27 protein-coding genes and 1 tRNA gene are annotated in these 22,759 nt (G+C 65.7%); 12 read left to right on the forward strand and 16 right to left on the reverse strand.

Annotation, left to right across the window (positions count from 1 at the left end):
- The coding region (locus C489_RS22460) for a hypothetical protein (protein WP_204366744.1) at positions 1-244 on the forward strand (244 nt) is incomplete at its 5' end.
- 173 nt (positions 245-417) lie between these two features.
- Positions 418-1,908 carry a zinc metalloprotease gene (locus C489_RS06105; RefSeq protein ID WP_006430302.1) on the forward strand — a complete coding sequence of 497 codons (1,491 nt, stop codon included), beginning with the start codon at positions 418-420 and terminating at the stop codon, positions 1,906-1,908.
- A gap of 332 nt (positions 1,909-2,240) precedes the next feature.
- Here the strand turns inward: C489_RS06105 and C489_RS06110 are convergent.
- The 3 genes from C489_RS06110 to C489_RS22115 all read right to left on the reverse strand — a co-directional run bounded on the left by C489_RS06110 (position 2,241) and on the right by C489_RS22115 (position 3,287).
- A tRNA-Lys gene (locus tag C489_RS06110) sits at positions 2,241-2,314 on the reverse strand.
- A gap of 79 nt (positions 2,315-2,393) precedes the next feature.
- A complete protein-coding gene (locus tag C489_RS06115) occupies positions 2,394-3,089 on the reverse strand; it encodes a DUF7119 family protein (RefSeq protein WP_006430303.1) in 696 nt (231 codons plus the stop codon).
- A 57-nt stretch (positions 3,090-3,146) separates the two neighbouring features.
- A complete protein-coding gene (locus C489_RS22115; protein ID WP_006430304.1) occupies positions 3,147-3,287 on the reverse strand; it encodes a hypothetical protein in 141 nt (46 codons plus the stop codon).
- Positions 3,288-3,943: 656 nt separating this feature from the next.
- Between C489_RS22115 and C489_RS06120 the strand changes: the two genes are divergently transcribed.
- The 7 genes from C489_RS06120 (at position 3,944) to C489_RS06150 (ending at position 7,498) form a co-directional block, all read left to right on the forward strand.
- Positions 3,944-4,225, forward strand: coding sequence for a DUF6360 family protein (locus tag C489_RS06120; RefSeq protein ID WP_006430305.1), 282 nt, complete (start codon positions 3,944-3,946; stop codon positions 4,223-4,225).
- Between the two features lie 95 nt (positions 4,226-4,320).
- Positions 4,321-4,815: a ferritin-like domain-containing protein gene (locus C489_RS06125; RefSeq protein WP_006430306.1), complete on the forward strand. Its 495-nt coding sequence runs from the start codon at positions 4,321-4,323 to the stop codon at positions 4,813-4,815.
- Between the two features lie 136 nt (positions 4,816-4,951).
- A complete protein-coding gene (rimI, locus tag C489_RS06130) occupies positions 4,952-5,425 on the forward strand; it encodes a ribosomal protein S18-alanine N-acetyltransferase (RefSeq protein ID WP_006430307.1) in 474 nt (157 codons plus the stop codon).
- Between the two features lie 52 nt (positions 5,426-5,477).
- The gene (locus C489_RS06135) at positions 5,478-5,933 is read left to right on the forward strand and encodes a DUF5810 domain-containing protein (protein ID WP_006430308.1); all 456 of its coding nucleotides are present in this window, start codon (positions 5,478-5,480) and stop codon (positions 5,931-5,933) included.
- A 25-nt stretch (positions 5,934-5,958) separates the two neighbouring features.
- Positions 5,959-6,369, forward strand: coding sequence for a DUF5809 family protein (locus C489_RS06140; RefSeq protein ID WP_006430309.1), 411 nt, complete (start codon positions 5,959-5,961; stop codon positions 6,367-6,369).
- Between the two features lie 66 nt (positions 6,370-6,435).
- The gene (locus C489_RS06145) at positions 6,436-7,056 is read left to right on the forward strand and encodes an NUDIX hydrolase (RefSeq protein WP_006430310.1); all 621 of its coding nucleotides are present in this window, start codon (positions 6,436-6,438) and stop codon (positions 7,054-7,056) included.
- Between the two features lie 79 nt (positions 7,057-7,135).
- Positions 7,136-7,498 (forward strand): rhodanese-like domain-containing protein, encoded by a 363-nt coding sequence (locus tag C489_RS06150; RefSeq protein WP_006430311.1) that lies wholly within the window; start codon positions 7,136-7,138, stop codon positions 7,496-7,498.
- Between the two features lie 188 nt (positions 7,499-7,686).
- Here the strand turns inward: C489_RS06150 and yciH are convergent, their stop codons facing one another.
- The 6 genes from yciH to C489_RS06180 form a co-directional block, all read right to left on the reverse strand.
- Complete coding sequence (gene yciH / locus C489_RS06155) at positions 7,687-7,980, reverse strand: stress response translation initiation inhibitor YciH (RefSeq protein WP_006183677.1); 294 nt, start codon at positions 7,978-7,980, stop codon at positions 7,687-7,689.
- Between the two features lie 161 nt (positions 7,981-8,141).
- Positions 8,142-10,454: a DUF3488 and transglutaminase-like domain-containing protein gene (locus C489_RS06160; protein ID WP_006430312.1), complete on the reverse strand. Its 2,313-nt coding sequence runs from the start codon at positions 10,452-10,454 to the stop codon at positions 8,142-8,144.
- Entirely contained in the window at positions 10,451-11,521 is a 1,071-nt protein-coding gene (locus C489_RS06165) for a DUF58 domain-containing protein (protein ID WP_006430313.1), read from the reverse strand. The genes C489_RS06160 and C489_RS06165 overlap by 4 nt, the downstream gene beginning before the upstream one ends.
- Positions 11,518-12,498, reverse strand: a complete 981-nt coding sequence (locus tag C489_RS06170; protein WP_006430314.1) for an AAA family ATPase — start codon at positions 12,496-12,498, stop codon at positions 11,518-11,520. The genes C489_RS06165 and C489_RS06170 overlap by 4 nt, the downstream gene beginning before the upstream one ends.
- Before the next feature lie 253 nt (positions 12,499-12,751).
- The gene (locus C489_RS06175; protein ID WP_006180449.1) at positions 12,752-12,946 is read right to left on the reverse strand and encodes a cold-shock protein; all 195 of its coding nucleotides are present in this window, start codon (positions 12,944-12,946) and stop codon (positions 12,752-12,754) included.
- A 105-nt stretch (positions 12,947-13,051) separates the two neighbouring features.
- Positions 13,052-13,321, reverse strand: coding sequence for a DUF7573 domain-containing protein (locus C489_RS06180; protein WP_006430315.1), 270 nt, complete (start codon positions 13,319-13,321; stop codon positions 13,052-13,054).
- Positions 13,322-13,405: 84 nt separating this feature from the next.
- Between C489_RS06180 and C489_RS06185 the strand changes: the two genes are divergently transcribed.
- Positions 13,406-13,600, forward strand: coding sequence for a hypothetical protein (locus tag C489_RS06185; RefSeq protein WP_006430316.1), 195 nt, complete (start codon positions 13,406-13,408; stop codon positions 13,598-13,600).
- Positions 13,601-13,618: 18 nt separating this feature from the next.
- Here the strand turns inward: C489_RS06185 and C489_RS06190 are convergent, their stop codons facing one another.
- Both C489_RS06190 and C489_RS06195 read right to left on the reverse strand, forming a co-directional pair.
- Positions 13,619-14,644 carry a 5,10-methylenetetrahydromethanopterin reductase gene (locus tag C489_RS06190; RefSeq protein WP_006430317.1) on the reverse strand — a complete coding sequence of 342 codons (1,026 nt, stop codon included), beginning with the start codon at positions 14,642-14,644 and terminating at the stop codon, positions 13,619-13,621.
- Positions 14,644-15,414, reverse strand: a complete 771-nt coding sequence (locus C489_RS06195) for a coenzyme F420-0:L-glutamate ligase (RefSeq protein ID WP_006430318.1) — start codon at positions 15,412-15,414, stop codon at positions 14,644-14,646. Before C489_RS06195 ends, C489_RS06190 begins: the two co-directional genes overlap by 1 nt.
- A 161-nt stretch (positions 15,415-15,575) precedes the next feature.
- Between C489_RS06195 and C489_RS06200 the strand changes: the two genes are divergently transcribed.
- On the forward strand, positions 15,576-15,947 hold the full coding sequence (locus C489_RS06200) for a MarR family transcriptional regulator (protein ID WP_006430319.1): 372 nt from the start codon (positions 15,576-15,578) through the stop codon (positions 15,945-15,947).
- Positions 15,944-16,168, forward strand: coding sequence for a hypothetical protein (locus tag C489_RS06205; RefSeq protein ID WP_006430320.1), 225 nt, complete (start codon positions 15,944-15,946; stop codon positions 16,166-16,168). The genes C489_RS06200 and C489_RS06205 overlap by 4 nt, the downstream gene beginning before the upstream one ends.
- Positions 16,169-16,351: 183 nt before the next feature.
- Here the strand turns inward: C489_RS06205 and C489_RS06210 are convergent, their stop codons facing one another.
- The 5 genes from C489_RS06210 to C489_RS06230 form a co-directional block, all read right to left on the reverse strand.
- Positions 16,352-17,089, reverse strand: coding sequence for a maleate cis-trans isomerase family protein (locus C489_RS06210; RefSeq protein WP_006430321.1), 738 nt, complete (start codon positions 17,087-17,089; stop codon positions 16,352-16,354).
- Positions 17,082-18,680, reverse strand: coding sequence for a hydantoinase B/oxoprolinase family protein (locus C489_RS06215; protein ID WP_006430322.1), 1,599 nt, complete (start codon positions 18,678-18,680; stop codon positions 17,082-17,084). Before C489_RS06215 ends, C489_RS06210 begins: the two co-directional genes overlap by 8 nt.
- Positions 18,677-20,758 (reverse strand): hydantoinase/oxoprolinase family protein, encoded by a 2,082-nt coding sequence (locus C489_RS06220; protein ID WP_006430323.1) that lies wholly within the window; start codon positions 20,756-20,758, stop codon positions 18,677-18,679. The genes C489_RS06215 and C489_RS06220 overlap by 4 nt, the downstream gene beginning before the upstream one ends.
- An 8-nt stretch (positions 20,759-20,766) precedes the next feature.
- Positions 20,767-21,972, reverse strand: coding sequence for an Nramp family divalent metal transporter (locus tag C489_RS06225; RefSeq protein WP_006430324.1), 1,206 nt, complete (start codon positions 21,970-21,972; stop codon positions 20,767-20,769).
- Between the two features lie 195 nt (positions 21,973-22,167).
- The gene (locus C489_RS06230; protein WP_006430325.1) at positions 22,168-22,713 is read right to left on the reverse strand and encodes a ribbon-helix-helix protein, CopG family; all 546 of its coding nucleotides are present in this window, start codon (positions 22,711-22,713) and stop codon (positions 22,168-22,170) included.
- Positions 22,714-22,759 lie beyond the last annotated feature (46 nt).

The raw sequence follows: 22,759 nt of genomic DNA on the forward strand, positions 1-22,759 counted from the left end.
TTGGCTTTCACCAAATCCCTTACAATACGCACGGATTGTAGGTACCAGTCGTCACGAACGACGGTTGGAACGCAGTTTTCGATACTTCCGAGAAGCATCAGAAATCTCACCTCGCGATAGCGACGGCTACCGGAAGTGTTGTGTCGTGATTGGCGTGGTCTTCTCTGGCAGTTTGATTGCCGCCTTCGACCAGCATATCCCAGATGAAGAGTGCTTGACGAGGGTGGCGAAGACCAATCTGTGACCGCTTCGATTCCCGATTCTAAAGAATTCGAGGTGATCAAATATTCAGTATCATACTTGATCGGACGTTTCCCTACTTATCACAGGGCCTATATCGGACCCAGAATGTGACGATAAGAGGATACTAGAGACAGCCAGAATGTAATTATACCCATAGTGAAAAGTGGGAGACGGATGATTTCTAGAAGGGCAGTGACAGTGGGTGTGCTAGTCGTGTCGATACTCTCTGCAGGTATTGTTAGCGGGACTACGGTCGTCGATATTGATGGGGATGGAGAATCTGCACTGAGTGAAGTAAGAGGGGACACTGATCCCTTGTCTGGCGACACTGACGAAGACGGCCTCGATGACGGGAAAGAGAGACAATACGGGACCAATCCAACTGATGCGGATACCGACGGTGATGGGTTAAAAGACGGTCAAGAGGTGAACGAGTTCGAGACGGATCCCTCCGATACAGACTCCGATGGAGACGGTCTGACCGATCTAGCTGAAGTGCGAGAACACGAGTCGAGTCCGAGAGATATTGATACGGATAGTGATGGACTTTCAGACGGGAATGAAGTCTCCGACCACGGCACTAAGCCGACGGCCACTGATACTGATGAAGACGGACTATCTGATCGAGAAGAAATCGAAGAGTATGGGACCTCCCCGATAGACTTTGATACTGATGGCGATGGAATCGGCGACGGTCTCGAGAGTAACGAGTACGGGACTGATCCCACTCGAAGCGATACGGACGACGATGGACTCAGTGATGGCGATGAGATAGAGACCTACGAGACTGAGCCAACGAGTGCCGATACCGACGGTGATGGGCTTGACGATGCTGACGAGATCGATACTCTCGAGACCGATCCAACGAGCGTCGATACCGACACCGATGGCGATGGGGTCGACAATCTATCCGAGGTCGATGACTATGGGACGGACCCCGACGATTCGGATTCCGACGGCGATGGGCTTACTGACGGAGTGGAGATTCTCGAGTCCGAGACTGACCCGACGGATGAGGACACGGACGGCGACGGACTTTCTGATGGTACAGAGGTAAACCAGTCAGATCAATATCCGAGCGCGGATCCGCTTCGAACTGATGTCTTCGTCGAGGTCGACGAAATGGAGGGGACCGACTTACCGAAGCGGGAAACAGACAAAATCGTCCAACAGTTCGAAGACGCACCGATCGACAATCCGGACGGCTCGACCGGTATTTCGCTACACTTCGAGTACGACGAGACCGTCCCTTCAGAGCCACGGACGGAGTGGGAGGGGTCGTATGAGGAGTACCGGGACGAATATCGAGATCGGAACGGGACGGGCTACCACTATCTGCTTCTAGTTGAGACCGCCGTACACGACGGAAGGAGCGTTGGCGGCACTGCTGCAAGCGGATCAAGCGGTGCGATGATGGTCCGCCACTACGAGTGGAGCGATATTACGGGTACTACTGCGATGCACGAACTGGGTCATTCCCTCGGGTTGACTGATGTTCATGACGGAATTGACTCGAGACAGTATTCACACCGGGAGTATCCAAGCATGATGAACTACAATCGGCCTAATAACTACTATGGGTACTCGACTGGTGGGTCTTCACCGAATGACTTCGATGACTGGGGGTACCTCGAGGAAAACCTCGAAACACCACAGACCGAATAACGATCCCGTCGCGAACAATCGCCAGGGGAACCGGTTATGTCGGTACACCCCTATCGTTGTTGTTGATATAGATATAGACGGCCGATCAGCATCCTGATCGAACACACCGTCGATCGTTTCCTTACCGCTTCGCTCGTGGGGTGTACTCTCCTATAAGCAAATCGCTCCGGAAGCGTTGCTCGTCACGAAATCGGTCGTCGCAAAAGCGGGCCGGGCGCGATTTGAACACACGGTCGGACGTGCTCGCTTCGCTTCGCTGCGCGCGACCTCCCTGCGTTCAAACCCCTCGGTTCAGCGACCTGCTGCTCACGAATTTGTTCGCAGCAGAGTAGCGGGCCGGGCGCGATTTGAACACGCGACCGTCTGGTTAAAAGCCAGACGCTCTGCCAAACTGAGCTACCGGCCCCGTGGTTTCCCTTTTCGGGGAGTAGCGGTTAAACGTTTCTTTCTCCGCGACGGATGTGTCTCGGTAGTTTGAGACGAATTCACTCGAGGTACTGCTCGAGTGCCTCGGTAACGAGCTGGCCGGGGTCGATGTCCTCGACGGAGGCACGACGGCGGAGATCGCGGTAGGTGTGCGGTGAGAGGGTGAGCTCGAGTTGACCGAGGGTGATATCGTACTCGGCGAGTGCCTGGTCGATGGGTGTGCCATCGTTGATCGAACTGGCGACGCTGCGGACGTCGCGGACGGTGAGGTTCCCATCGAGGGTGGCCCACGCGAGGAGGAGTCGCGCTTCACCGCCGACCCGGGCGATGTGTTTGGCGGCGGTCGGGGCGATCTGGCCGATCGCGACCTGTTTGCGGACCGATCTCGGGAGGTCGTGGACGCGGGCCCATTTGCGGATGAACGAGACGGTGGCGTCGCCTCCGGCGCGTTCCGCGGCGGCCTTGTAGGAGCCTTCGCCGCGGACGAGCGCGGCGCAGGCGGCTGCGCCGCGGAGCATATAGAGGTGGTCGTCGTTGGTGTTGCCGCCCGCGAATTGACGGACGGTTTCGGCGGCGTCGGCGAGGCTGTCGGGATCGTCGGGGTCGAATTGGACGGCCTCGCGGGCGCGGGTCCCGGCGACCGATTCGTCGCCCCGGATAACTGGTGCACCGACGGGAGATTCGCGGTCCGTCGGGATCGATCGACCGTTCTCGCCGCGGCGGTGCGAACGATCACCGGGCCGGTTGTCGGTCATGCACCTCTGTACGGGTCTCGCAGTCAAAAAGGTCGTTGCCGTGGCGAAATTGTCGGGTTACTCCTCGCGCTGCTCTGCGAGGTGCTCCCAGATTTCCGTACAGCCGGCCCCTTCCTCGATGTCGTCGAGGTGAGCATCATCGCGCTCCTCGGATTCCTGCTCGACCGGCTCTGGTTTGCATTCGGCTGTATCAGTCATTGCCGGCTATTGGGACCCCGTCGGCATAAGTATCGCCTCGGCTGCAAACGATACCCGTGCTCTGTCTTATGGGTTGATTATGCCGCTATCTCTGACGGATCTGGGCCGCGAGACGGATATATCGGGTACCGGATGGCTCGATAGAAGCTGCCCGGGGTGAACATATTTGATAGCAAAGGTGCTCTCCGAACGGGTACACACCAGTTCAGTTCCGTCACTCAGCGATCGATAGTTCGTTTCTAGTCGCGTGAGCTGCCAGCGATTGATAGTCGAACCGAGTGTCACGAGTACGTGGTCACTGATTCCGTCGACTACTGGGTGCTCGCGAGGAAATTTTCGCCTCTCGATATCGTTTGTCTATTCGACTCGAACGGGTGGTCGATTTCTCGCGAGAGTGTTGTGGCAAAAAAAGCCGGTAAGTATGGTGGGTAGTTCGGTGTCATTGAATCCGGCCGTTGCGGTCGGTCTCAGTACTCACTATCGAGGCGTGTTCGAGATTGGGACCAGTACTGAGTAGCGGATCGGTGCGGAATTCGTTGGGGCGCTGGTTACGGATTCTCGAGGCCGCGATTATCGTTGAGACCGTCATGGCTCCGGTGTGGTTCGATTGGAACAGCCACCAGTATAAGTGAGCGCGCCGCGAGTGTCGAACCGACATGTCCGATCGACTGATGACGGTCAACGCGTACACGACGCTGGACTACGTCGAGGGGAAGGCGGTGGGCGAGACCTTCGAGTGGGAGTCGGTCGGCGTCGTGAACGCGACCGCCGACCGCGAGGACCCCGAGGGGGTCCGGCTTCAACTCGAGTTGGATAACCTAGCCGAGGAGCATCTGCCGAAACATATGGACGAACTCGAGCTGACACCGACGCAGGCCCGCGCGCTGGCCGCCGATCTCGAGAAACACGCAGACCGTGTCGAAGACACGACCGAGTAGCCGAAAGCGGGTGCGGCGACAGGACCGCTTGGGCACCTGCCGTCGCAGGCTCCCGGCTTTTTCGCTCGCCCAGTGAACGCTCGAGTGGATTCGCTATGAGCATGGACACGATTCAGGATCTGTTCGAACACGGCTTGGAAGACATCTATCACGCGGAGCATCAACTCCTCGATGCGCTCGAGGAACTCGAAGGAAACACCGAACGCGAGGAGATCTCGCAGGCGTTCTCGGAGCACCGCGAGGAAACCCAAGACCAGATCGATCGACTCGAGGAGGTCTTCGATATGTTCGGCGAGCCGCCGGAGAAAGAGGAGTGTGAGGGTATCGAGGGGCTGCTCGAGGAGTACGAGGAGTTCGCGTCGATGGATCCCGCCCAGGACGTGATGGACTACCACAACATGGCGGCCGCGGAGAAGACCGAACACTACGAGATCGCCGCCTATGGGAATCTGATTCCTCTTGCGGACCAGCTCGGCATGGACGAAGCGGCGGATCTCCTCGAAGAGAACCTTCGAGAGGAGCAAGACGCCCTCGAGGAGTTGACGGAACTGACCGAGGAATTTGAGATGGATGCGATCCCGGCCGAGTAAGCCGCGGGACTGACGAGTCGCTCTCCGTTTCGGACCGTTTGCTGCTGGCTCGAGCCGACACGACACGATTGCCCGATGTCGATGACGGCTGCCGAGACGCGTACGGCTTTTACTGTTCGGTGCGTTACTGCCGTGTGTGACAACGCCCGCGCCGGAGGATGGCGAGGAAGTGACGATCCGACTCGCGGAGCGCGCGGATCTGCTCGCGGTCGTTCGTATCGAGAACGTGTCGTTTTCCCAGCCGTGGCCCTACGACGCGTTCGAACGGTTTCTCGGCGAGCCGGGATTTCTCGTCGCCGAGCACGACGGCGAGGTCGCCGGCTACATCGTCGCCGACGTGACCCAGCAGGTCGGTCGCGCGCTCGGCCACGTCAAGGACATCGCCGTCCATCCCGACCACCGCGGGAACGGCGTCGGTTCCACGCTCCTGTCCCGTTCGCTCGGCGTGCTCGCGGCCCGCGGTGCACAGACGGTCAAACTCGAGGTCCGGCGGTCGAACGACGGGGCGAAACGCCTCTACCAGGAGTTTGGCTTCGATCCGCTCCGGCGGGTCCCCCAGTACTACGGCGACGGCGAGGACGCGATCGTGATGATCCGGAAACTCGGCTAACCCGGCCGGTCGGTTGCGGGACGTTTTACCGTTCTCGCCCGTACTCTTTCCTATGGGATACGCCTGTCCGGTCTGTGACGCCGAAGAGGCCGACGCGGTACACCTCGCGAACCACCTCGCGATCACCGCCTCGCTCGGTCGCGAGGCCCACCGCGAGTGGCTCGAGGAACACGCCCCAGACTGGGGCGAGTGCAGCCCCGAGGAACTCGGCGAACTCGTCAGCCCGCACGCGGAGGAAATCGATACCCCGGAGTTCGAGGACAGCGGCCGCGGCCACAGTCACGGTCACGAGCCCGGCCGACCCGACTCGCTCGAGGCCGGGATCTCCCGCCAGAGCCGCCAGCCCGGCCGGGGATCGATGACTGCCGAAACCGAGAACGTCCTGCGGGAGGCCGCGGAGTTGACCCGCGAGATGCAGGACTCGAGCGAAGCGGGCGAGACGGCCGACGGGTCGGCTTCGACTGACGACGCCGGCGGTGCTGACGGCAACGGGAACGGAAACGCGTAACTGCCCGTCGGCCGACTGTCCCCCTATGCACACGGTGGGGACGTTCACCTTCGAATCGGCCGAAGCCGCGCGAGCACAGTACGAGTCGGTCGGGCCCGCGGCCCAGACGGTTGTCCGCGAGGTAGCCAAGGCGATGGAATTCGAGCGCGAGGAGTACGACGAACGCGTCACCGGCGATGTCGTCGAGACGGCTCGAGATGCGCTCTTTGCCAGCCTGCTCGAGGTCCGCATCGGGAGCCGCGAGGAGTTCGAGGAGTGGCTCGAGAGCTACGACGGGGAAGTGATGAAGACGGGCCACGAGGACGTCGATCACGTCGTCTGGCACGTGGGACCGGAGAGCGAGGCCGTCGCGGCGACCTTCCAGAACGAGGAAGACGCGGCGGTCGCGACGCTGCGGCGGCAGGCGTTCGGACGGCTGTATCGAGAGCTGGTGTAGCTCTCCCGCGAGGCACCGACCGACCGACCGTCATCTATTATCCGCTCGAGACTCCATTTTCCGACGATGACTGCACCCGACGAGTGGGAGCTACTCGAGGAACGGACCGAGTACGAGACGGGCTGGTACGACGGCGGCTACGACCTGCTCGAACAGCCCGACGGGACGGAGAAACGCTACTACTGGGCGGAGCTGCCGGCCGCGGTCGTCGTAGTGGCACGGATCGACGGCAGCGTTCTCGCAGATGCGGAGGGCAGTACTGACGCCAGTGACGGTGACCGCGACGGCGACGGCGATGCTGGTGCCGGCAAAGATCGTCTCCTGTTCGTCGAACAGTACCGGCCGACGATCCGCGAGACCCATCTCGAACTCCCCGCGGGGATCGTCGAGGACGGCGAGTCCTACACGCAGGCCGCGACGCGAGAACTCGAGGAGGAAACCGGCTTTCGACCGACGAGCACCGCACTCCTCCAAGAGTACGCCGTTTCTACCGGCGTCTTGCGCCACGACCGCGCCATCGTCTACGCCGAGGGGCTCGAGCCGGGCGAGCGCGAACTCGATAACAACGAGTTCCTCGAGGTGACGACGGTGCCGGTCAGCGAGGCGCTCGAGCGGGTTCGCGGACAGCCGACGAACGACGCGACGCTGTCGGGATTGCTGTTGGCGAAAGAGGACGGCCTGCTGTGAGACCAGCGCCGTCGCACCAGCCGCGCCGTTCGCGGGTGTACCCGTACCCTTATTCAGCCCGCGACCTAACGCGACGGTAATGGACGGCGAAATCACCACCGACGAGGTCAAGGAACTCCTCGAGGACGATGCCGACGTTCGCATCGTCGACATCCGTGACGAGCGGAATTTCGAACACAGCCACATCCCCGGGAGCGAGAACATCCCGTTCCACGAACTCACGAACCGCGTCGACGAACTCGAGGGCGAAGAGCACATCGTCACCGTCTGCCCCCACGGCAAGGCGAGCGTACAAGCCGCACAACTCATCGGGTCCTACGACGGCACCGCCGACGCGCGGGTCGAGAGCATGGAAGGCGGCCTCGATAAGTACGGCATGAAGTTCGGACTCGTCCGCGAGGAAGAAGACGACGAGCAGGCCGAACGCGAATCCCCGTTCTAACCGGTCGCTCGCTATCCTGCGGCGTATTCAGTCAGAACCGGCCCGCAGCCACGTCGCTCTGGGCCGATTGCTCGAGAGCACCGGTCGCTCTCGGAGACGGTGATGCGACTGGCCGGTACCCGGGTCAAAAAACGAGCGTTCTGTGACGCGATCGCGGGTTCGGAAGTCGTCTCAGAGCATTGCGGGCATCAGGCGACGTTGAAGCCGCGGTCTCGAAGGAACTCTTCGATGCGGCCGGTGTGGTTTCCTTGAAGTTCGATCTGGTCGTCTTCGACCGTCCCGCCGCAGGCGAATTTGGACTTGAGATCCGACGACAGACTGTCGAGATCGACGTCCTTCGGGTCGAATCCTTCGACGATCGTTACCTCTTTCCCGTATCTGCGCTCGTCAATGCGGATGTTGAGTTGCTGTTGGCCCTTCGCCACGTCCTCGCAGACGCAGAGTTCCTGGGGCAGCCCGCACGTCGAGCAGACTTCCGACATTACGTTCGTAGCTATGAAACGGGCATATTAAACACTATCGGGACCCGCATGCCCTCGCGTGGTTCTTTTTGAGTGCAGGGGCCGGATTTACGGGGAAATGCGGCCGGTGACCGCACTCGAGGCCGGTGACAGAACTCGAGTCGGCGCTTGCGGTCGCGGCGTCATCGAAGCCGGCCGAGGATCGGCAGCCGACTCCGGGCGAGGTCGTCGACGATCTCGATCGCCTCGTCGGCCGCCGCTCGGCTCACGCCGTCGCCGTAGACCGCCCGTTCGTAGGACTCGAGCACCTGCTCGACCCGCGGATCGAGCGGGGTCGCGCTCTCGGCCTCGGTTTCGGCCGCCGAGAGCGCCGTCAGGTACGCCCGTGCCGACTCCGACCCACGGCGCGGCCGGTACTCCCGCGCGAGGAGTCGCTCGAGCCGGCGGAAGGCGCGCTCGGCGTCCTGGTCGGGTTCGGCGCGGAACCCGTGCCAGTAGACGCCGACGCCGCGCCGGAGCCGCGTCGCCGCGCCGGTCCGCCGCGCGCCCGCGGCGAGTCCGACGAGGGCGATGAGCCCGATCGCCCCCGTTTCGCGGACGATCCCGACGAGGTGCTCGCTGAGTGACGTCTCGTCCGACGTGGTTCCGTCGATTCGGTCCCCGGGGTCGTCCGGGGGAGCCGTCCCGTTGTCCGGGTCATCGGGCTCCGTGCCGTTGTTCGGATCGGTTCCCGGATCCGTGCCGTTGTCCTCGTTCGGATCGGACGGCGAGCCGATCGGCTCGTTCGGATCGGACGCGGGCGACTCGCCGTCGTCTTCATCGATCGGCACGTCCTCGCTGTCCTCGGTATCCGCCGCCTCGTTGCCGTTCGCACGAGCCTCCTCGAGCCGGTCGGTGTGGACGTCGTCGCGGGAGCCGCCGGGCGTCGGGTCGAACCGGACCCAGCCGTGGTCGGGGAAGTAGACCTCGACCCACGAGTGGGCGTCGAGCCCGCGGACGACGTACTCGTCGTCGTCGACCTGTTGGCCGCTCGTGTAGCCGGTGACGTAGCGGGCCGGGACGCCCTCCTCGCGGAGCATCTGGGTCATCGTCGTCGCGAAGTAGACGCAGTAGCCCTTGTCCATCTCGAGTAGGAACCCTTCGGCGACGTTGCCGGCGGGCTGGGTGACCTCCAGCGAGTAGTCCTTCGACGAGCGGAGGTGGCTCTCGATCGCGGCCGCTTTCTCGTAGGGGGTGTCCGCCTCGGCCGTGATCTCGGCGGTGCGTTCTCGGAACTCGCTCGAGGTGTCTTCGGGCGTCTGGAGGTGGCGGTCGGTGACTTCCTCGGGGTAGTTCGTCCCCGCCGCCCGGAGCGCGGCCGGGTCGGCGTCGATCTTCGCGCTCTCGACGGTGTAGCTCTCGCCAGGCTCCAGCGGCGTTTCGGGCCGCGGCTGGCCGTGTCTGGAGACGCTCGTTTCCCGCGTCACGTCACCGCCGAGAGACAGCGGCTGGGGCGCGACGGGCATGATTCCCAGTTCCGTCTCCGCGGTGACGGTCTGCTGGACCGTCTCGTAGTTGCCCGGTGGCGATGCGAGCCGTCCGTTATAGCGGCTGCTCTGGCCGGTCCGGACCCACTCGTCGCCGGTAAAACGGTCGTAGACGCCGGTGCGCCAGTAGGACCGCTGGTCGGACTCGACGGTAAACCGCACCTCCGGCGAGAGATCGACCTGGCCGGAGATTCCCGACCGCTGGGGCGAGGAATCGATCGTCGCCTCGAGCGAGCCGGCTTCGCCCTGGACGAGGTGGGTCGGCCCGCTCGGATCGCCGGGGACGATCGTCACCGACAGCGAGAGGGCGACGATCACCGCGAACAGCACGGCGAGCAGGTCGGCCTGTGCGATCGAGCCACCGCGGCGCTCGAGTTCGCCGAAGGCGACGGCTCCGACGGCCGCGAGGGTGCCGGCCAGGGTGACGAGCGTGCCCGCATCGCCGGTCAGGACGAGAAAGCCGAGCGCGATCCCGCCGGGGACGACGCCGAGTTCGTACCGGCCCCGCAGGGCGAGATACCACGAGAGGAAGACCGGGGCGGGCGCGAAGCCGAGCGTCCAGACGCCGGCCTGCACCATCCGGAGGATCGGGAGACCCGTGGCGAGCGCGACGGTATCCGAAAGGAGCGCGTCGGCCGCCGTGAAGACGACGCCGAGTTCGACGCCGGCCGACGTGAGGTAGTAGGCGAAGCCGACCCCGGCCCCGACTAGCGCGAGGACACCCGCCGTTCGGGGACGGATCGTCCGCGCGAGCCCCGTTGCCGCGAGGAGCATGACGCCGACGAGCGCGAGCAGCGACTGACTCCCGCCGACGACCCGCGTTATGTCGTAGAGGACGCTCACGTACGCTCCCGTCAGGACCAGGACACAGCCGAGTGCGAGCAGGCGGACGGCGTCGGAGCCGACCGGCTCGTCCGCGTCGATCGAGAGCGTTCGATCGCCGGCGTGACCGGACGAGTCCGTACTCATGCGAGAACCCCCCGACCGCCGGTCTCGCGGTCGCTTCGGCCGTCACCTTCGGTTCGGGTCCGTTCGCTGTCTCGCCCGCCATCGCTACTGCGCCCACAGAGCCGATCGAAGGGAATCTCGTGCCCGTCGACGACGACCGTTGTCCCGCCCTCGTCGGTCCGGACCAGCACGTCCGCGTCCCCGCGGGTCCGCTCCCCGAGTTCGCCGGGCCCGGCAACGGCCAGTAGCTGGAGTATATCGCGGTAGTGATCCTGCCCCGATCCCGGCGGCTGCGTGCCGCCGGGGACGGTGATCCCGACCGTCGCACCCTGCTCGAGCAGGAACGTCGCGACGGTGGCGGCGGCCGACGCCATCTCGTCGTCGCGGTCGGTGAGACAGTCGGCGGCGATCGTGACCGCGCCGCCGTCCGCGTCGTCCGCGTACTCCGCGACGACGAGGTCGTCGTCCGGGCGTTTGGCCGCGGACTTCCAGTGGACGTCCCGCAGCGGATCCCCGCGGCGGTACTCCCGGAGGTGATCGAACTCCTCGTGATCGCGCCGCTCCGCGAGGCCGGCCAACGTCTGTACGTCCGCCGCGGAGCCGCCGGCTAGCTCACGAACGCGCGGATAGACGAGCACGGCGGTCGTTTCCTCGTAGGCAAACCGGCGCTCGACGAGTCCGATAACGTCACTAACGGTGATCGAAAGCGGGCCGACTCGGCGCTCGCCGCGCGCCTCGAGTCGCACGTCGTAGGAAACCGTCTCCTCGCCCTCGAGAGTCGTCTCTGCGAGCGGTTCAGTCGTCGCAGAGAGGCCGTCGCCGACGGTATCGCGGACGGTCGCGGCGGTCGTGTCGTCGATTTCGATTTCGACCTCGACAGCGCGTTCCTCGCGGATGAACCCCTCCTCGACGGGGCGGCGAGTGACACGCGGCCGATCGGCGCGGCCGACCGTGACGAGCCCGGCGAGTACCACGACGACCAGCGGGACGACGACGGCATTCAGCGCTCGCGGGCCGGACTGCCAGCTCAGCACGAGGGCCCCGCATACCACGACGACGACGGTCCACCCGCGGAGCGTGAGTCTCATTCGACGGGGACGTGCTCGAGTGCGTCCTCGACGACCGCGGTGCCGTCCCGGTCGTGACCGGTCGTCTTGATTCGGTGGCCCATCACGACGGGTGCTTCCGCCCGGATGTCGTCCGGGATCGCGTAGTCCCGGCCGTTCGTGACCGCGCGGGCTTGGGCCGCCCGGAGGAGCGATATCGTCCCGCGGGGGCTCACGCCGATGTGGGCGTTCTCGCGGGTGTCGGCCACGAGCCGCGTCGCGTACTCCCGGACCGGCTCCGCGACCTGTACCGTCGACACCGTCTCGCGGGCGGCGACGAGGGTCTCCCGATCGGTCACCGCCTCGAGCGATTCGATCGGGTGGTCCCCGACCGTGCGGCCGAGCAGTTCGGCCTCCTCGTCGGGATCGGGGTAGCCGAGGTGGAGTTTCTTCATGAAGCGGTCGACCTCGGCGAACGGCAGGTCGTAGGTACGGTTCGGCTCCACGGCGTTCTGGGTCGCGATCACGATAAAGGGCGTCGGGAGTTCGCGGGTCGTCCCGTCGGTCGTGACCTGTCCTTCCTCCATGGCCTCGAGCAGGGAACTCTGGGTTTTCGGCGGCGCGCGGTTGATCTCGTCGCCGAGGACGATGTTGCCGAAGACGGGGCCGGACTGGAACTCGAACTCGCGGGTCTTCTGGTTGAAGACGTTCACGCCAGTGACATCGCTGGGAAGGAGATCGGGCGTGAACTGAACCCGGCTGAACGTACAGTCGACAGACTTGGCGATCGAGCGCGCGAGCATCGTCTTGCCGACGCCGGGCACGTCGTCGAGGAGGACGTGGCCCCGGCCGAGGACCGCGGTGATGACGTGTTCGATCACGTCGTCGTGACCGACGATCACGCGCGAGACGTTCGCCTCGATGTCGGCACACAACCGTTCGACAGTCGAGACCCGGAGGGGTTCGCCGTCGTCCGTCGGTTCGGCGCTCCGTTCCGGTGTCGGATTGGCGTCAGTCATCGTCTCGAGGACGTCTGCGGGACCCAGGCGAGCTATCCATTACTACGACATCCGGGGCTCCGGAACATATGTTTTGTGTCACACGAATTATTGGTGGTCCGAGACGTGTTGCGATTCCGCCGCTGGATACGCGAGACGCGGCTGGACGGCCTGTCAGTTCGAGTCGGTCGGCGCGACGCAGTGTCTCGCCACTCGACGGCGCTGTCGCTCAGGAATGTAACAATCAGAAAACGATACCCCCGATTGGACCGGCCTAGAGCCGCTCGACGTTCGTCGCGCGTGGACCCTTCTCGGCCTCCTCGATGTCGAACTCGAGTTCCTGACCTTCCTCTAGGTCAGGACCGCCGATGTCCTCCATGTGGAAGAACACGTCCTCGTCCGCGTCGTCAGTCTCGATGAATCCATAGCCGCCAGTGTCGTTGAAGAAGTCGACCGTACCTTTCGCCATTGCATCTCCATAGAACCACGACGGAGATATAAAGCTTCGGGAGGAGACTCGCAAGCACCACCCCGAGAAGTCAGCTGCTACCCCCGCCAGTCATCGAGTTATCGATTACCACGATTTGCAGTCGGGACAGACCGAATCAGTCCCCTCGCCGTCAGCCCGCCACGCCCGTTCGGTCGGCGAGTCACACCGGCTGCAGGTGTAATCGCCCCACGCGTACGTCCAGTGGGGCGCGTCGTTCGCCCCCGCCTCCGCACTCTCATCTGCTGCTTCGGCGGGATCGGCGGCGGAATCTCTTTCCTCTCGTGCTGAGTCCAGTGTCTCGTCGTCGGCACCGGCAGCAGCATCGAAATCGGAGAGCGTCGCGTCGTCGGTCACGTGAATCGCTACGGCAGGGACCGGCTTAATCCCACCTCATTCGCGACCGGCACGGCCAAGTAGCACCGGTAACAACCCCCGAATATGGACACCGTCACACCGCTGAACATCATCGTGGACAACATCACCGAAATGACCAGCCTCTTCAGCGACGTCGCGATGGGCGCTGGTCTCGCGCCTCTACTGGTCTTGCTGGGCGGGCTCCTCGTCGCGTTCTCGATGGCCGTCTTCGGCGTCCTCACACTCGGTGCGGTCGCGGACCTCTTCACCGCGAACTAACCGCCGCTTCGTTTTCGGTCAGCCGTCTTCGACCGCACGGTCGAGCGCGTCGCTCGCCCGCACCACCGCGTCCTCGAGGTCCGGACCCAGTGGCGAGCCGACGACGATCCCGTCGACGTACTCGAGCGCCGCGGCGAACCGGTCCGCGACGGTCGCCGTCGTCCCCGCGATACAGAAGGCGTCGATCATCGCGGGCGTGACCCGGCCGAACGCTTCGGGCAAGTCACCCTGCTCGAGCGCCTCGCTCACCGCGCTCGCCGCTTCCCGGTCGATGTCGTGGCGCTCGAGAACCGGTTCGGCGGCTCCGCCGACGATGAACGCGACGGGCGGTCGGGCCGCCTCGCGCGCGTCGCTCTCGTCGGCGGCGACGCTGACGCTGGCGAACGCCAGCGACTCGAACGCGCCGCGTTCTTCTGGACGGTCGGCCAGTCCCTGCGCTACCTGTTCCGCGCTCCACTCGAGATCTTTCGGATGCGCGGCGTTTACGAGCACGCCGTCGGCGTGTTTCGCGCTCATCCGGAGCATATGCGGCCCCTGTGCGCCGACGTAGACCGGAATCGCCTCCGAGGGCGGCTCGAGGTTGAGCGCCGCGTCCCGCGCGATGAACGTTCCCTCGTGGGTGACCGTCTCACCGTCCCAGAGGTCCCGCGCGATGTCGAACGTCTCGAGGACGCGCCGGAGCGGGCTGTCGCGCTCGACGCCGAGGTTCGACAGCGAGGAGCGGTCGCCCGCGCCGACGCCGAAGACGCCGCGCCCGCCGCTGATCTCGTCGATCGTCGCCGTCTGGGCGGCCAGTTTCACGGGGTGGGTTTCGTAGGGGTTGACGACGCCCGGGCCGAGCCGGATTTCCTCGGTGGCGTCGGCCATCTGCGAGAGCACCACGAACGGGTCCCGATTGAAGTAGTGGCTGCTCGCAAAGGCGATGTCGAACCCCTCGTCCTCCGCGAGCGCGGCCAGATCGGCCACCCGCTCGGGCGGGTGCTCGGGCGTGAGTTCGATTCCTCGCGTCGGTCCGTCCGCCCCTCCCGGTGCATTGTCGCTCATTATCCCTCGAACCTCCACTCCCGTAGCGCCTGCCGTACAAGGTCGTCCTCAACGCCCCGGAAGAGTTCGTCGCTGCCCTCGTGGTCCCCGAACGCCCAGTCCCGGACGACCACGGCGGGCGTCCCGCCGGCCCCCTCGCCGGTGACGAGGTTCGCGGCGGCGGCGAGTTCGTCGATCACGGATTGGACGGTGACTCCGAGTTCGTGGCCGTCCCGATCTTCCTCACCGCGCCAGTCGCGGCTTGCGGGCATCCCTGCCCAGCCGATCGCGACACCGGTCTGACCGTGGCGGAACGGCCGCCCGCAGGTATCGGTGACGACGACTGCCACGTCTTCGATACCCCGGTCCTCGAGCCCCGACCGAATTCGCTCGGCGCTCTCATCCGGTCGCTTCGGCAGGAGCAACAGATCGTGATCCGGCACGTTCGACCGGTCGATCCCCGCGTTCGGCGCGATGTGGCCGAATCGGGTCTCGGCCAGCAGAAACGGACAGTCGATCAGCAGCTCCGCGCTCTCCTCGATGATCGCCTGCGCGAACCGCGGGTCCTTCTCCTCGCCGGCGACTTCGGCGATCCGGTCGGAAATCTCCTGTGCACGGCCGCTGACCGGGTAGTCCTCGAGGTCCGCCGTTCGGCCCTCGGCCTTCGAGACGATGGTGCTCGCGACCGTGAGCACGTCGCCGGGTTCCAGCTCGGCCCGATCCGCGACGAGAGCGGCGATGTCATCGCCGGGGCGGATCTCGGGCAGGTCCGCCACGCCGTTGAGTTCCATACCGGAGGGTGGGGAAGCCGCGTCAAAAGGGCACCGTCACCGGAGAATGGGGTCCTCGATAGCCGACAGATCCGGGCACCGGCCTCTCTCATAGCCGCGAGACGGGACAATATCTACAAACGAGGAAAACAGACATAACTTCCAAACCCGAAAACAAACGTATGCCGATCGATATCGATACCTTCGAACGGGAGACGGAGTTCGAATCCAAGCGGACCCACGCGGAGCGCGTTCTCTCCTTCCTGCTTTCGAACGACGAACAGGCGTTCAAGCGCCGGGAAATCGCTGATTCGACGGGTATCGATCCAAACGCGGTCAGCGCGGTACTGAGCCGTCTCAAGGAGCGAAACTTGGTTCGGCACAAGCCGCCGTACTGGGCCGCCGGCGACCCACAGCGCATTCGTTCCGCCACCGATCTGAGCCGGAGCCTCGAGTCGCTCGACGAACGGCTCGGCTCGGAGGATATGGACGCGTGGCGCGACGCCGGAGCCGACGCTCGCCATCCGAGCCAACGAGAGGCCGACGAGTCATGAAATACGAGCGTGGGGACGTCGTCGAAGCCGGTGATCCGTTCAACGAGGAGAAGCCAAGTCGGCCGTTCGCGATTGTCAATACGACTGCGCATCCGTTCGATGGCGAACAGTATATCGCAGTCACGCTCGCGACACGCACGTGGTACGAGGAGACAGTTCCAGTAACCGAGAACGACTTTCTCGACGGCGGACTCCCGAAACGGAGCTCCCTCGTTCCGTGAGGTGTCGTCTCACTGTCTCACGACGACATCCTCGACTGGTTCGGTCGAATAGCGAGCCCACCGATAGACGAGACGATCGATCAACTCAATAACTATCTCCGGGACTGAGAGGATCGATTCAGCGAACCGTCGCTAACGCTCTTCCAGTAGCGGCCGCGGTACACCCGTGGCGGACACCACCGCTTACCGCTGTTCGGACTCGAACAGTGTTCCCGGACCATCGACCACGAATCCGGCCGCCCCGCAGATGTCCCACAGCGTCGCGCCGTTGCTCGTGATGACCGGTACTCCCAGCTCCGCCTCGAGCCCCTCGATTGCGGCGAGCGAGCAGTAGTTCGTACAGGAGACGAAGACGGCGTCGAGATCGTCGACCGAACCGACGCGCTCGAGCACCTGCCCGGACGCGTCCTCGGGGGTTAGCTCCCCGATGGCCGTGTTGGCCGCGATGCCGCGGCCGTCGATCGCCGCCACCTCGACGCCCGTCGCCTCGAGGAAGTCCCGTTCTCGTTCATCGAGATCTGCAGTGTACGGCGTCGCGACGGCGATCCGGTCGGCCTCGAGGGCCTCGAGTGCCCGCACGACCGAGCGGGCCGTCGCGACCGCGGGGACGCCGGCCGCCTCGGCCAGCCGGTCCTCAAGTTCGGCGTCGAACCCCGGGCCGTGGATCAGGCTGCCGGTCGTACAGGCGTAGGCGACCGCGTCGACGTCGGCGTGGCCGAGGAGTTCGGCGGCCCGCGCCGCGTCGTCGCTCATCGCGTCGAGTTCGTCGACGGTGACCGACTCGAGGGCTATCCGCGCGCCGTGGACGGTGACGCTCTCGGGGCAGAACGCCCGAAACTCCGGTTCGGCCGTCGCGTTCGACGAGGGGACGATCAGTCCCAGTCGGCCGCCGCGGTCAGCGTCGGCGTCCGCGTCAGTCATCGACCCCATCGTTGCCGCGCTCCTCCGGATCGCCGTGGCCGCCGCCGCCGGGCGTTTTGACCGTCACCGTCGTCCCGGCTGCCACGTCGACCGTCGTCTTCGCAGGCACCGACTCGCCGTCGATCAGGTTCTCCCCGGTCGCGCCGTCCCCGCCGCCGGCGACGCCCTTCGGCGCGTGCCGCCGGCGCTCGGTCAGCAGCGATACCGTCGCGTCGGTCTCGACGGTCACCGAACGCTCGAGCCCCAGTCCGCCGCGGAATCGGCCGGGGCCGCCGCTGTCGTCCCGGAGCGCGTAGCGCTCGACCCGCAGCGGATACTCGGTCTCGAGGGATTCGATGGGCGTGTTGAGCGTATTGGTCATGCCGACCTGCACGCCGTCCATCCCGTCGCGGTCCGCGCGTGCACCGAAGCCGCCGCCGATCGTCTCGTAGTAGGTAAAGGAACTGTCCCGCCCGCCGATGGTGAGGTTGTTCATCGTCCCCTGCCCTTGGGCGGGCACGCGGTCGGGCGCGGCCTGTGCGAGCGCGGTGAAGACCACGTCGGTGACCCGCTGGCTGGTCTCGACGTTGCCGCCGACCACGGCGGCCGGCGGGTTCGGGTTCAACAGCGACCCTTCGGGCGCGCTGACGCTCACCGGGTCGTAGCAGCCGTGGTTCGGTGGGATCTCCGGGTCGGTGATACAGCGCACGACGAAGTAGACGGCGCTCGTCGCGACCGCGATCGGGGCGTTGAGGTTGCCCGCGACCTGCGGTGCAGTTCCCGCGAAGTCCACGTTGATCGTCTCGCCGTCGACGGTCACCGTCACCGAAATCTCGATGTCCTTGTCGGTCACGCCATCGCCCTCGAGGACGTCGGTCGCCTCGTAGGTGCCGTCGGGAAGCGCCGCGATCTCCTCGGTGATTCGCTCGCGGGAGTAGTCGATCACGGCGTCGAACCCCGAGAGGACGGTCTCGCGGCCGTGATCCACGAACAGCGTCGCGAGCCGTTCCTCGGCGCGCTCGTTCGCCGCCCGCTGGGCCCGCAGATCGGCTCGGCGCTCGCGGGCGTTGCGGACGTTCGCCAGCACGAGCGAGCGGACGTCGTCCCGCGGCTCGCCGCCCTCGACGAGCCGCGTCGGGGGGAGCCGCAGCCCCTCTTGATAGATCTCCTGTGCGCCGGCCGGCATGCTGCCGGGGGTCATCCCGCCCACGTCGGCGTGGTGGGCGCGAGAGACGGCGTAGCCGACGATCTGGCCGTCGGGCGCGATCGGCGAGACCATCGTCACGTCCGGCAGGTGCGTTCCGCCGGTAAAGGGGTCGTTGAGCACGAACACGTCACCCGGTTCCGGGTCGCGCTCGCGCACGGCGTCGACCGCGGCGGGCATCGCGCCGAGGTGGACCGGGATGTGTTCCGCTTGGGCGATCATCCGCCCCTCTGCGTCGAACAGCGCCGTCGAGCAGTCCCGGCGCTCCTTGATGTTCGGCGAGTACGCTCCCCGAATGAGGGTCTGGCCCATCTCCTCGGCGACGCTCTCGAGTTGGTTTCGCAGCACCTCGAGGGTCACCGGGTCGATACCGTCGTCCGCGTCGTCCGTCGTCGAGTCTGTCGTCATTGTCCTTCGTCCTCCGTTCGGGTCATGACCAGCGTTCCGTCGGCGAGGATATCGCCGGTCCACGCGGGCGGCACAACGGTCGTGCTCTCCGCTTGCTCGAGGATCGCCGGCCCGTCAACGGTCGCGCCGGGCGCGAGTCGATCCCGCTCGTAGACGGTCGTCTCTTGCGGTTCGTCGCCGGTGCCGGGGAAGTGAGCCTCTCGAGTGCCGACGACGGCGTCGCCTTCGCCCTCGTGGCGGATGGTCGGCTCCGAGCCAGGGATCGTCGCCGTCGCGCGGAGGTTGACCACCTCGATCGATTCGTCCATCGCGTAGCCGTAAGCCCGCTCGTGGGCCTCGCGGAACCGCTCGGCGACCGTCGCCGCGTCGAACTCGTCGTCGACGGGCACGGTCAGTTCGAAGCTCTGGCCTGCGTACCGGCAGTCGGCGGCCCGCTCGACCCGTGCTGCGTCCCGGTCGGACGCGTCGGCGAGCACGTCGGCCACGAGGCCGTCGTAGACTGACTCGAGGCCCCCCGTGTCGGCTGTCTCGAGGGAGACGCCGACGGTTCGAACGGCGTCGTAGCTCTCGTCGGCCGCGAGCAGGCCGAACGCGGAGAGGACCCCGCCCGGTCGCGGGACGACGACGCGGTCGACCGACAGCGAGTTGGCCAGCGCCGCGGCGTGCATCGGTCCCGCGCCGCCGAACGCGACGAGCGCGAACTCGCGGGGGTCGTGGCCCCGTTCGACTGTCACCGAGCGGATCGTCCGCGTCATCGTCGCGTTCGCCACGCGGTAGACGCCGCGGGCCGCCTCGAGCGCCCCGTCCAAGCCGGCCTCGTCGGCCAGTCCCTCGAGCGCGTCGCGAGCCGCGTCGACGTCGAGGGTCATCTCGCCGCCGAGGGCCGTCTCGGGGCCGATGTAGCCCATCACGACGTTGGCGTCGGTGACGGTCGGCCGGGTGCCGCCGCGGCCGTAGCAGGCGGGTCCGGGTTGGGCACCCGAGGACTCCGGCCCGACCCGGAGCGCGCCGCCGGCGTCGACCCACGCGATCGACCCGCCGCCCGCGCCGACGGTGTTCACGTCGACCATCGGCGTCCGGATCGGGATACCGTCGACTTCGGCGTCGGTCGTCCGCTCGGCCCGGCCGTCCCGGACGAGGCTTACGTCGCTCGAGGTGCCGCCCATGTCGAAGGTGACGAGCCCCTCGACGTCGTCGTCGTCGACGGTCGCCGCGGCACCGACGACGCCCGCGGCCGGGCCGGAGAGCGTCGTCGTCACGGCGTGTTCGCGGACCGTCTCGGGGTCCGCGATGCCGCCGTTCGCCTGCATGATCCGCGGAGCCGGGATGCCGGCGTCGTCGGCCTCCTCGACCAGCCGGCCGACGTAGTGGTCGATCGCCGGCCGGACGTAGGCGTCGACCGCCGTGGTCGAGGTGCGCTCGAACTCGCGGAACTCCGCGAGCACCTCGTGGGAGGCCGAGACCGGGACCGCGAGTTCCTCGCGCAGCGTCTCGGCGACGACCCGCTCGTTTGCGGGGTCGGCGTAGGAGTGCAGCAGGGAGACCGCGACCGCCTCGACGCCGCGCTCGCGCAGCGTCGCCGCGAGGTCGCGGACCTCGCTCTCGTCGACCGGCCGCTCGACGCCCTCGCCGGTCGTCCGCTCGTCGACCTCGAACCGTCGCTCTCGAGGCACCAGTGGTTCGGGTTTCTCGGCCTCGAGGTCGTACAGATCCGGTCGGTCCTGTCGCCCGATCTCGAGGACATCGCGGAAGCCCTCGGTCGTGACGAGTGCGGTTTCGGCGCCGCCGCGCTCGAGCAGGGCGTTGACCGAGACGGTCATGGCGTGGGCGAAGCCGTCGATTTCGGCGGGATCGATGCCGGCGCTCTCGCAGGCCTTTTCGATCCCCTCGAGGACGCCGACGTGCTGGTCGTCGGTCGTGGGGACCTTCGCGGTGACGAGCCGATCGTCGACGGTGAGCGCGACGTCGGTGAAGGTGCCGCCGACGTCGACGCCGATCCGCGTTCCGCCGTCGCCGGTCGCGTCGTGACTGTCCATCGGTGCGTCCGAATTCGTGTCGCGTGCGTTTAAATCGGTCATGCAGGTCGTCAGAGGAACAGAACGTCGTAGAGCGTTCGGAGGCCGATGCCGACCACGACGAGCGTGACGAGCCCGCCGAGGACGTTCTGGAGGGTGCTGTTCGTGTACTCGCCCAGCAGGTCGCGGTTGTTCATCGCGTAGATGAGGAAGACCGCGAGAATCGGCAACAGGAGGCCGTTGGCGACCTGTGCGAAGACGATCACCTGCACGGGGTTGTAGTCGAGCGCCGAGAAGACGATGCCGACGCCGAGGATGGTCATCCAGATCGCGCGGAACCGGGTCGAGGTCAGGTCCCGCTCCCAGCCCAGCGCGCCGGCGGTGGCGTAGGCCCCGGCCAGCGGCGCGCTCATCGCGCTCGTAAAGCCGGCCGCGAAGAGGCCGATGGCGAAGAACGTCAGGGCGTAGCCGCCGAAGACGGGCTCGAGCTGGTCGGCCATCTCGCCGACGCCGGTGATCTGGGTCCCCGTCGGGAAGACGGCGGCGGCCGTGACGACGATCGCCGTCGTGATGAGGCCGCCGACGATGACCATCCCGATCGTGTCGGTGCGACACTCCGCGAGATCCTCGGGGCCGTCCCACCGCTCTTGGACGGTGCTCGCGTGCAAGAACAGGTTGTAGCCGACGACGGTGGTCCCGACGAGGCCGGCGATGAGGTACGCCGAGCCGTCGGGAACGGTCGGAACGAGCCCGCCCGCGAGCGAGCCGAGGTCCGGTCGCACCATGATCGCATTGAGCAGGAACGCCGCGCCCATGATACTGACGAGACCGATGAAGACCCGCTCGATCAGCTTGTAGCTGCCCGTCCACAGCAGCCCGGCGGCGACCAGGCCGATGACCGGTCCCCAGACGTTCTCGCTAATACCGGTAATCGTCGACAGGCCGGCAGCGCCGCCGACGATGTTGCCCGTCTGGAACGCCGCCGTCCCGATCCCGATCGCGCTCACGACGAGCGCGACGGTGATCGTCTGCGGGATCGGATTGTCGAACTCGTTTCGAAACGCTTCCCCCAACCCTTCCTGCGTGATCAACCCCAGCCGCGCGCTCATCTCCTGGAGGACGATCGTCGCCAGAATCGAGAACGCGATCGTCCACACGAGCAGATAGGCGTGTTCCGCCCCGATCACGCTCGCGGTCGTTACCGTTCCCGGGCCGATGAACGCCGCCGCGACGAGCGCCCCCGGTCCGATCGCTTTGAGTCGGTCAATAACCTCCATGATGTGTATTCACACGTACCGCTCTTCGAAATCCACAAAAGGGTTGTTAAGATCCGGACATACGAACACTCAGACAACTCGAGACAGTAACGATGTCGTATGAATCCATATGAACTCGTATGAATTTCGGCCGCGGTACCGGTGGGTACTCGCGCTCGCACTCGCCGTCGCGGCGACGACCGTTCGGTGACCGTCTCAGTCGCCCGCCCGCTCGGTCACGATCACCTTCGAGACGCCGCCCTCGAGTTCGATCTCCGTCGGCAGATCGACGGTGCTGCGCTCGATGAACCGGGTCATGAACCAGCGGACGGCCTCCGAGGGAAAGACGAGGTGGTAGACGCCGTCGCCCTCCTCGCGGACGTCGAGGAACCCACAGAAGGAGAGCCACTCGAGCAGGTCGCCGACCGCGTCGAACCGGGCGGCGTACTCGCGAGCGTGGTAGTCCGAGACCCGGTCGGCCGCTTCGACGAACGCCGGGTCGGGGTCGCCGCCGTCGTAGCAGTACTCGAGGAAGGCGTGCAGGAAGTCGATATCGAGCAGGACGTGTTCCCCGGAGGAGAGCATTCGGTAGTACTGTTCGAGGTTGTCGCTCGGTCCCCCGTCGGCGGCTTCGAAGTTCGCCGCGTAGAAGGTCAGTGCCCGCCGGACGACCTCGCTTTGGCCGTTACCCGTCTCGGCCACGAGCGTCTCGAGGGCCGCGGCCGAGTCGTCGTCGAGCGATACCGTCACACGCTGTGTCATAGTCTCACGGGGGGACCCGAGACGGGTATAGTTCACGCACTCGCGG

Source organism: Natrinema versiforme JCM 10478 (assembly GCF_000337195.1).
GTDB lineage: Archaea > Halobacteriota > Halobacteria > Halobacteriales > Natrialbaceae > Natrinema > Natrinema versiforme.

What these genes read in the sequence shown, in the direction of transcription:
- C489_RS06105 (WP_006430302.1), top strand. Translation starts at nt 418, where the DNA reads ATGATTTCTAGAAGGGCAGTGACAGTGGGTGTGCTAGTCGTGTCGATA.
- C489_RS06115 (WP_006430303.1), bottom strand. Translation starts at nt 3,089, where the DNA reads ATGACCGACAACCGGCCCGGTGATCGTTCGCACCGCCGCGGCGAGAAC.
- C489_RS22115 (WP_006430304.1), bottom strand. Translation starts at nt 3,287, where the DNA reads ATGACTGATACAGCCGAATGCAAACCAGAGCCGGTCGAGCAGGAATCC.
- C489_RS06120 (WP_006430305.1), top strand. Translation starts at nt 3,944, where the DNA reads ATGTCCGATCGACTGATGACGGTCAACGCGTACACGACGCTGGACTAC.
- C489_RS06125 (WP_006430306.1), top strand. Translation starts at nt 4,321, where the DNA reads ATGAGCATGGACACGATTCAGGATCTGTTCGAACACGGCTTGGAAGAC.
- C489_RS06135 (WP_006430308.1), top strand. Translation starts at nt 5,478, where the DNA reads ATGGGATACGCCTGTCCGGTCTGTGACGCCGAAGAGGCCGACGCGGTA.
- C489_RS06140 (WP_006430309.1), top strand. Translation starts at nt 5,959, where the DNA reads ATGCACACGGTGGGGACGTTCACCTTCGAATCGGCCGAAGCCGCGCGA.
- C489_RS06145 (WP_006430310.1), top strand. Translation starts at nt 6,436, where the DNA reads ATGACTGCACCCGACGAGTGGGAGCTACTCGAGGAACGGACCGAGTAC.
- C489_RS06150 (WP_006430311.1), top strand. Translation starts at nt 7,136, where the DNA reads ATGGACGGCGAAATCACCACCGACGAGGTCAAGGAACTCCTCGAGGAC.
- yciH (WP_006183677.1), bottom strand. Translation starts at nt 7,980, where the DNA reads ATGTCGGAAGTCTGCTCGACGTGCGGGCTGCCCCAGGAACTCTGCGTC.
- C489_RS06160 (WP_006430312.1), bottom strand. Translation starts at nt 10,454, where the DNA reads ATGAGTACGGACTCGTCCGGTCACGCCGGCGATCGAACGCTCTCGATC.
- C489_RS06165 (WP_006430313.1), bottom strand. Translation starts at nt 11,521, where the DNA reads ATGAGACTCACGCTCCGCGGGTGGACCGTCGTCGTCGTGGTATGCGGG.
- C489_RS06170 (WP_006430314.1), bottom strand. Translation starts at nt 12,498, where the DNA reads ATGACTGACGCCAATCCGACACCGGAACGGAGCGCCGAACCGACGGAC.
- C489_RS06175 (WP_006180449.1), bottom strand. Translation starts at nt 12,946, where the DNA reads ATGGCGAAAGGTACGGTCGACTTCTTCAACGACACTGGCGGCTATGGA.
- C489_RS06185 (WP_006430316.1), top strand. Translation starts at nt 13,406, where the DNA reads ATGGACACCGTCACACCGCTGAACATCATCGTGGACAACATCACCGAA.
- C489_RS06190 (WP_006430317.1), bottom strand. Translation starts at nt 14,644, where the DNA reads ATGAGCGACAATGCACCGGGAGGGGCGGACGGACCGACGCGAGGAATC.
- C489_RS06195 (WP_006430318.1), bottom strand. Translation starts at nt 15,414, where the DNA reads ATGGAACTCAACGGCGTGGCGGACCTGCCCGAGATCCGCCCCGGCGAT.
- C489_RS06200 (WP_006430319.1), top strand. Translation starts at nt 15,576, where the DNA reads ATGCCGATCGATATCGATACCTTCGAACGGGAGACGGAGTTCGAATCC.
- C489_RS06205 (WP_006430320.1), top strand. Translation starts at nt 15,944, where the DNA reads ATGAAATACGAGCGTGGGGACGTCGTCGAAGCCGGTGATCCGTTCAAC.
- C489_RS06210 (WP_006430321.1), bottom strand. Translation starts at nt 17,089, where the DNA reads ATGACTGACGCGGACGCCGACGCTGACCGCGGCGGCCGACTGGGACTG.
- C489_RS06215 (WP_006430322.1), bottom strand. Translation starts at nt 18,680, where the DNA reads ATGACGACAGACTCGACGACGGACGACGCGGACGACGGTATCGACCCG.
- C489_RS06220 (WP_006430323.1), bottom strand. Translation starts at nt 20,758, where the DNA reads ATGACCGATTTAAACGCACGCGACACGAATTCGGACGCACCGATGGAC.
- C489_RS06225 (WP_006430324.1), bottom strand. Translation starts at nt 21,972, where the DNA reads ATGGAGGTTATTGACCGACTCAAAGCGATCGGACCGGGGGCGCTCGTC.
- C489_RS06230 (WP_006430325.1), bottom strand. Translation starts at nt 22,713, where the DNA reads ATGACACAGCGTGTGACGGTATCGCTCGACGACGACTCGGCCGCGGCC.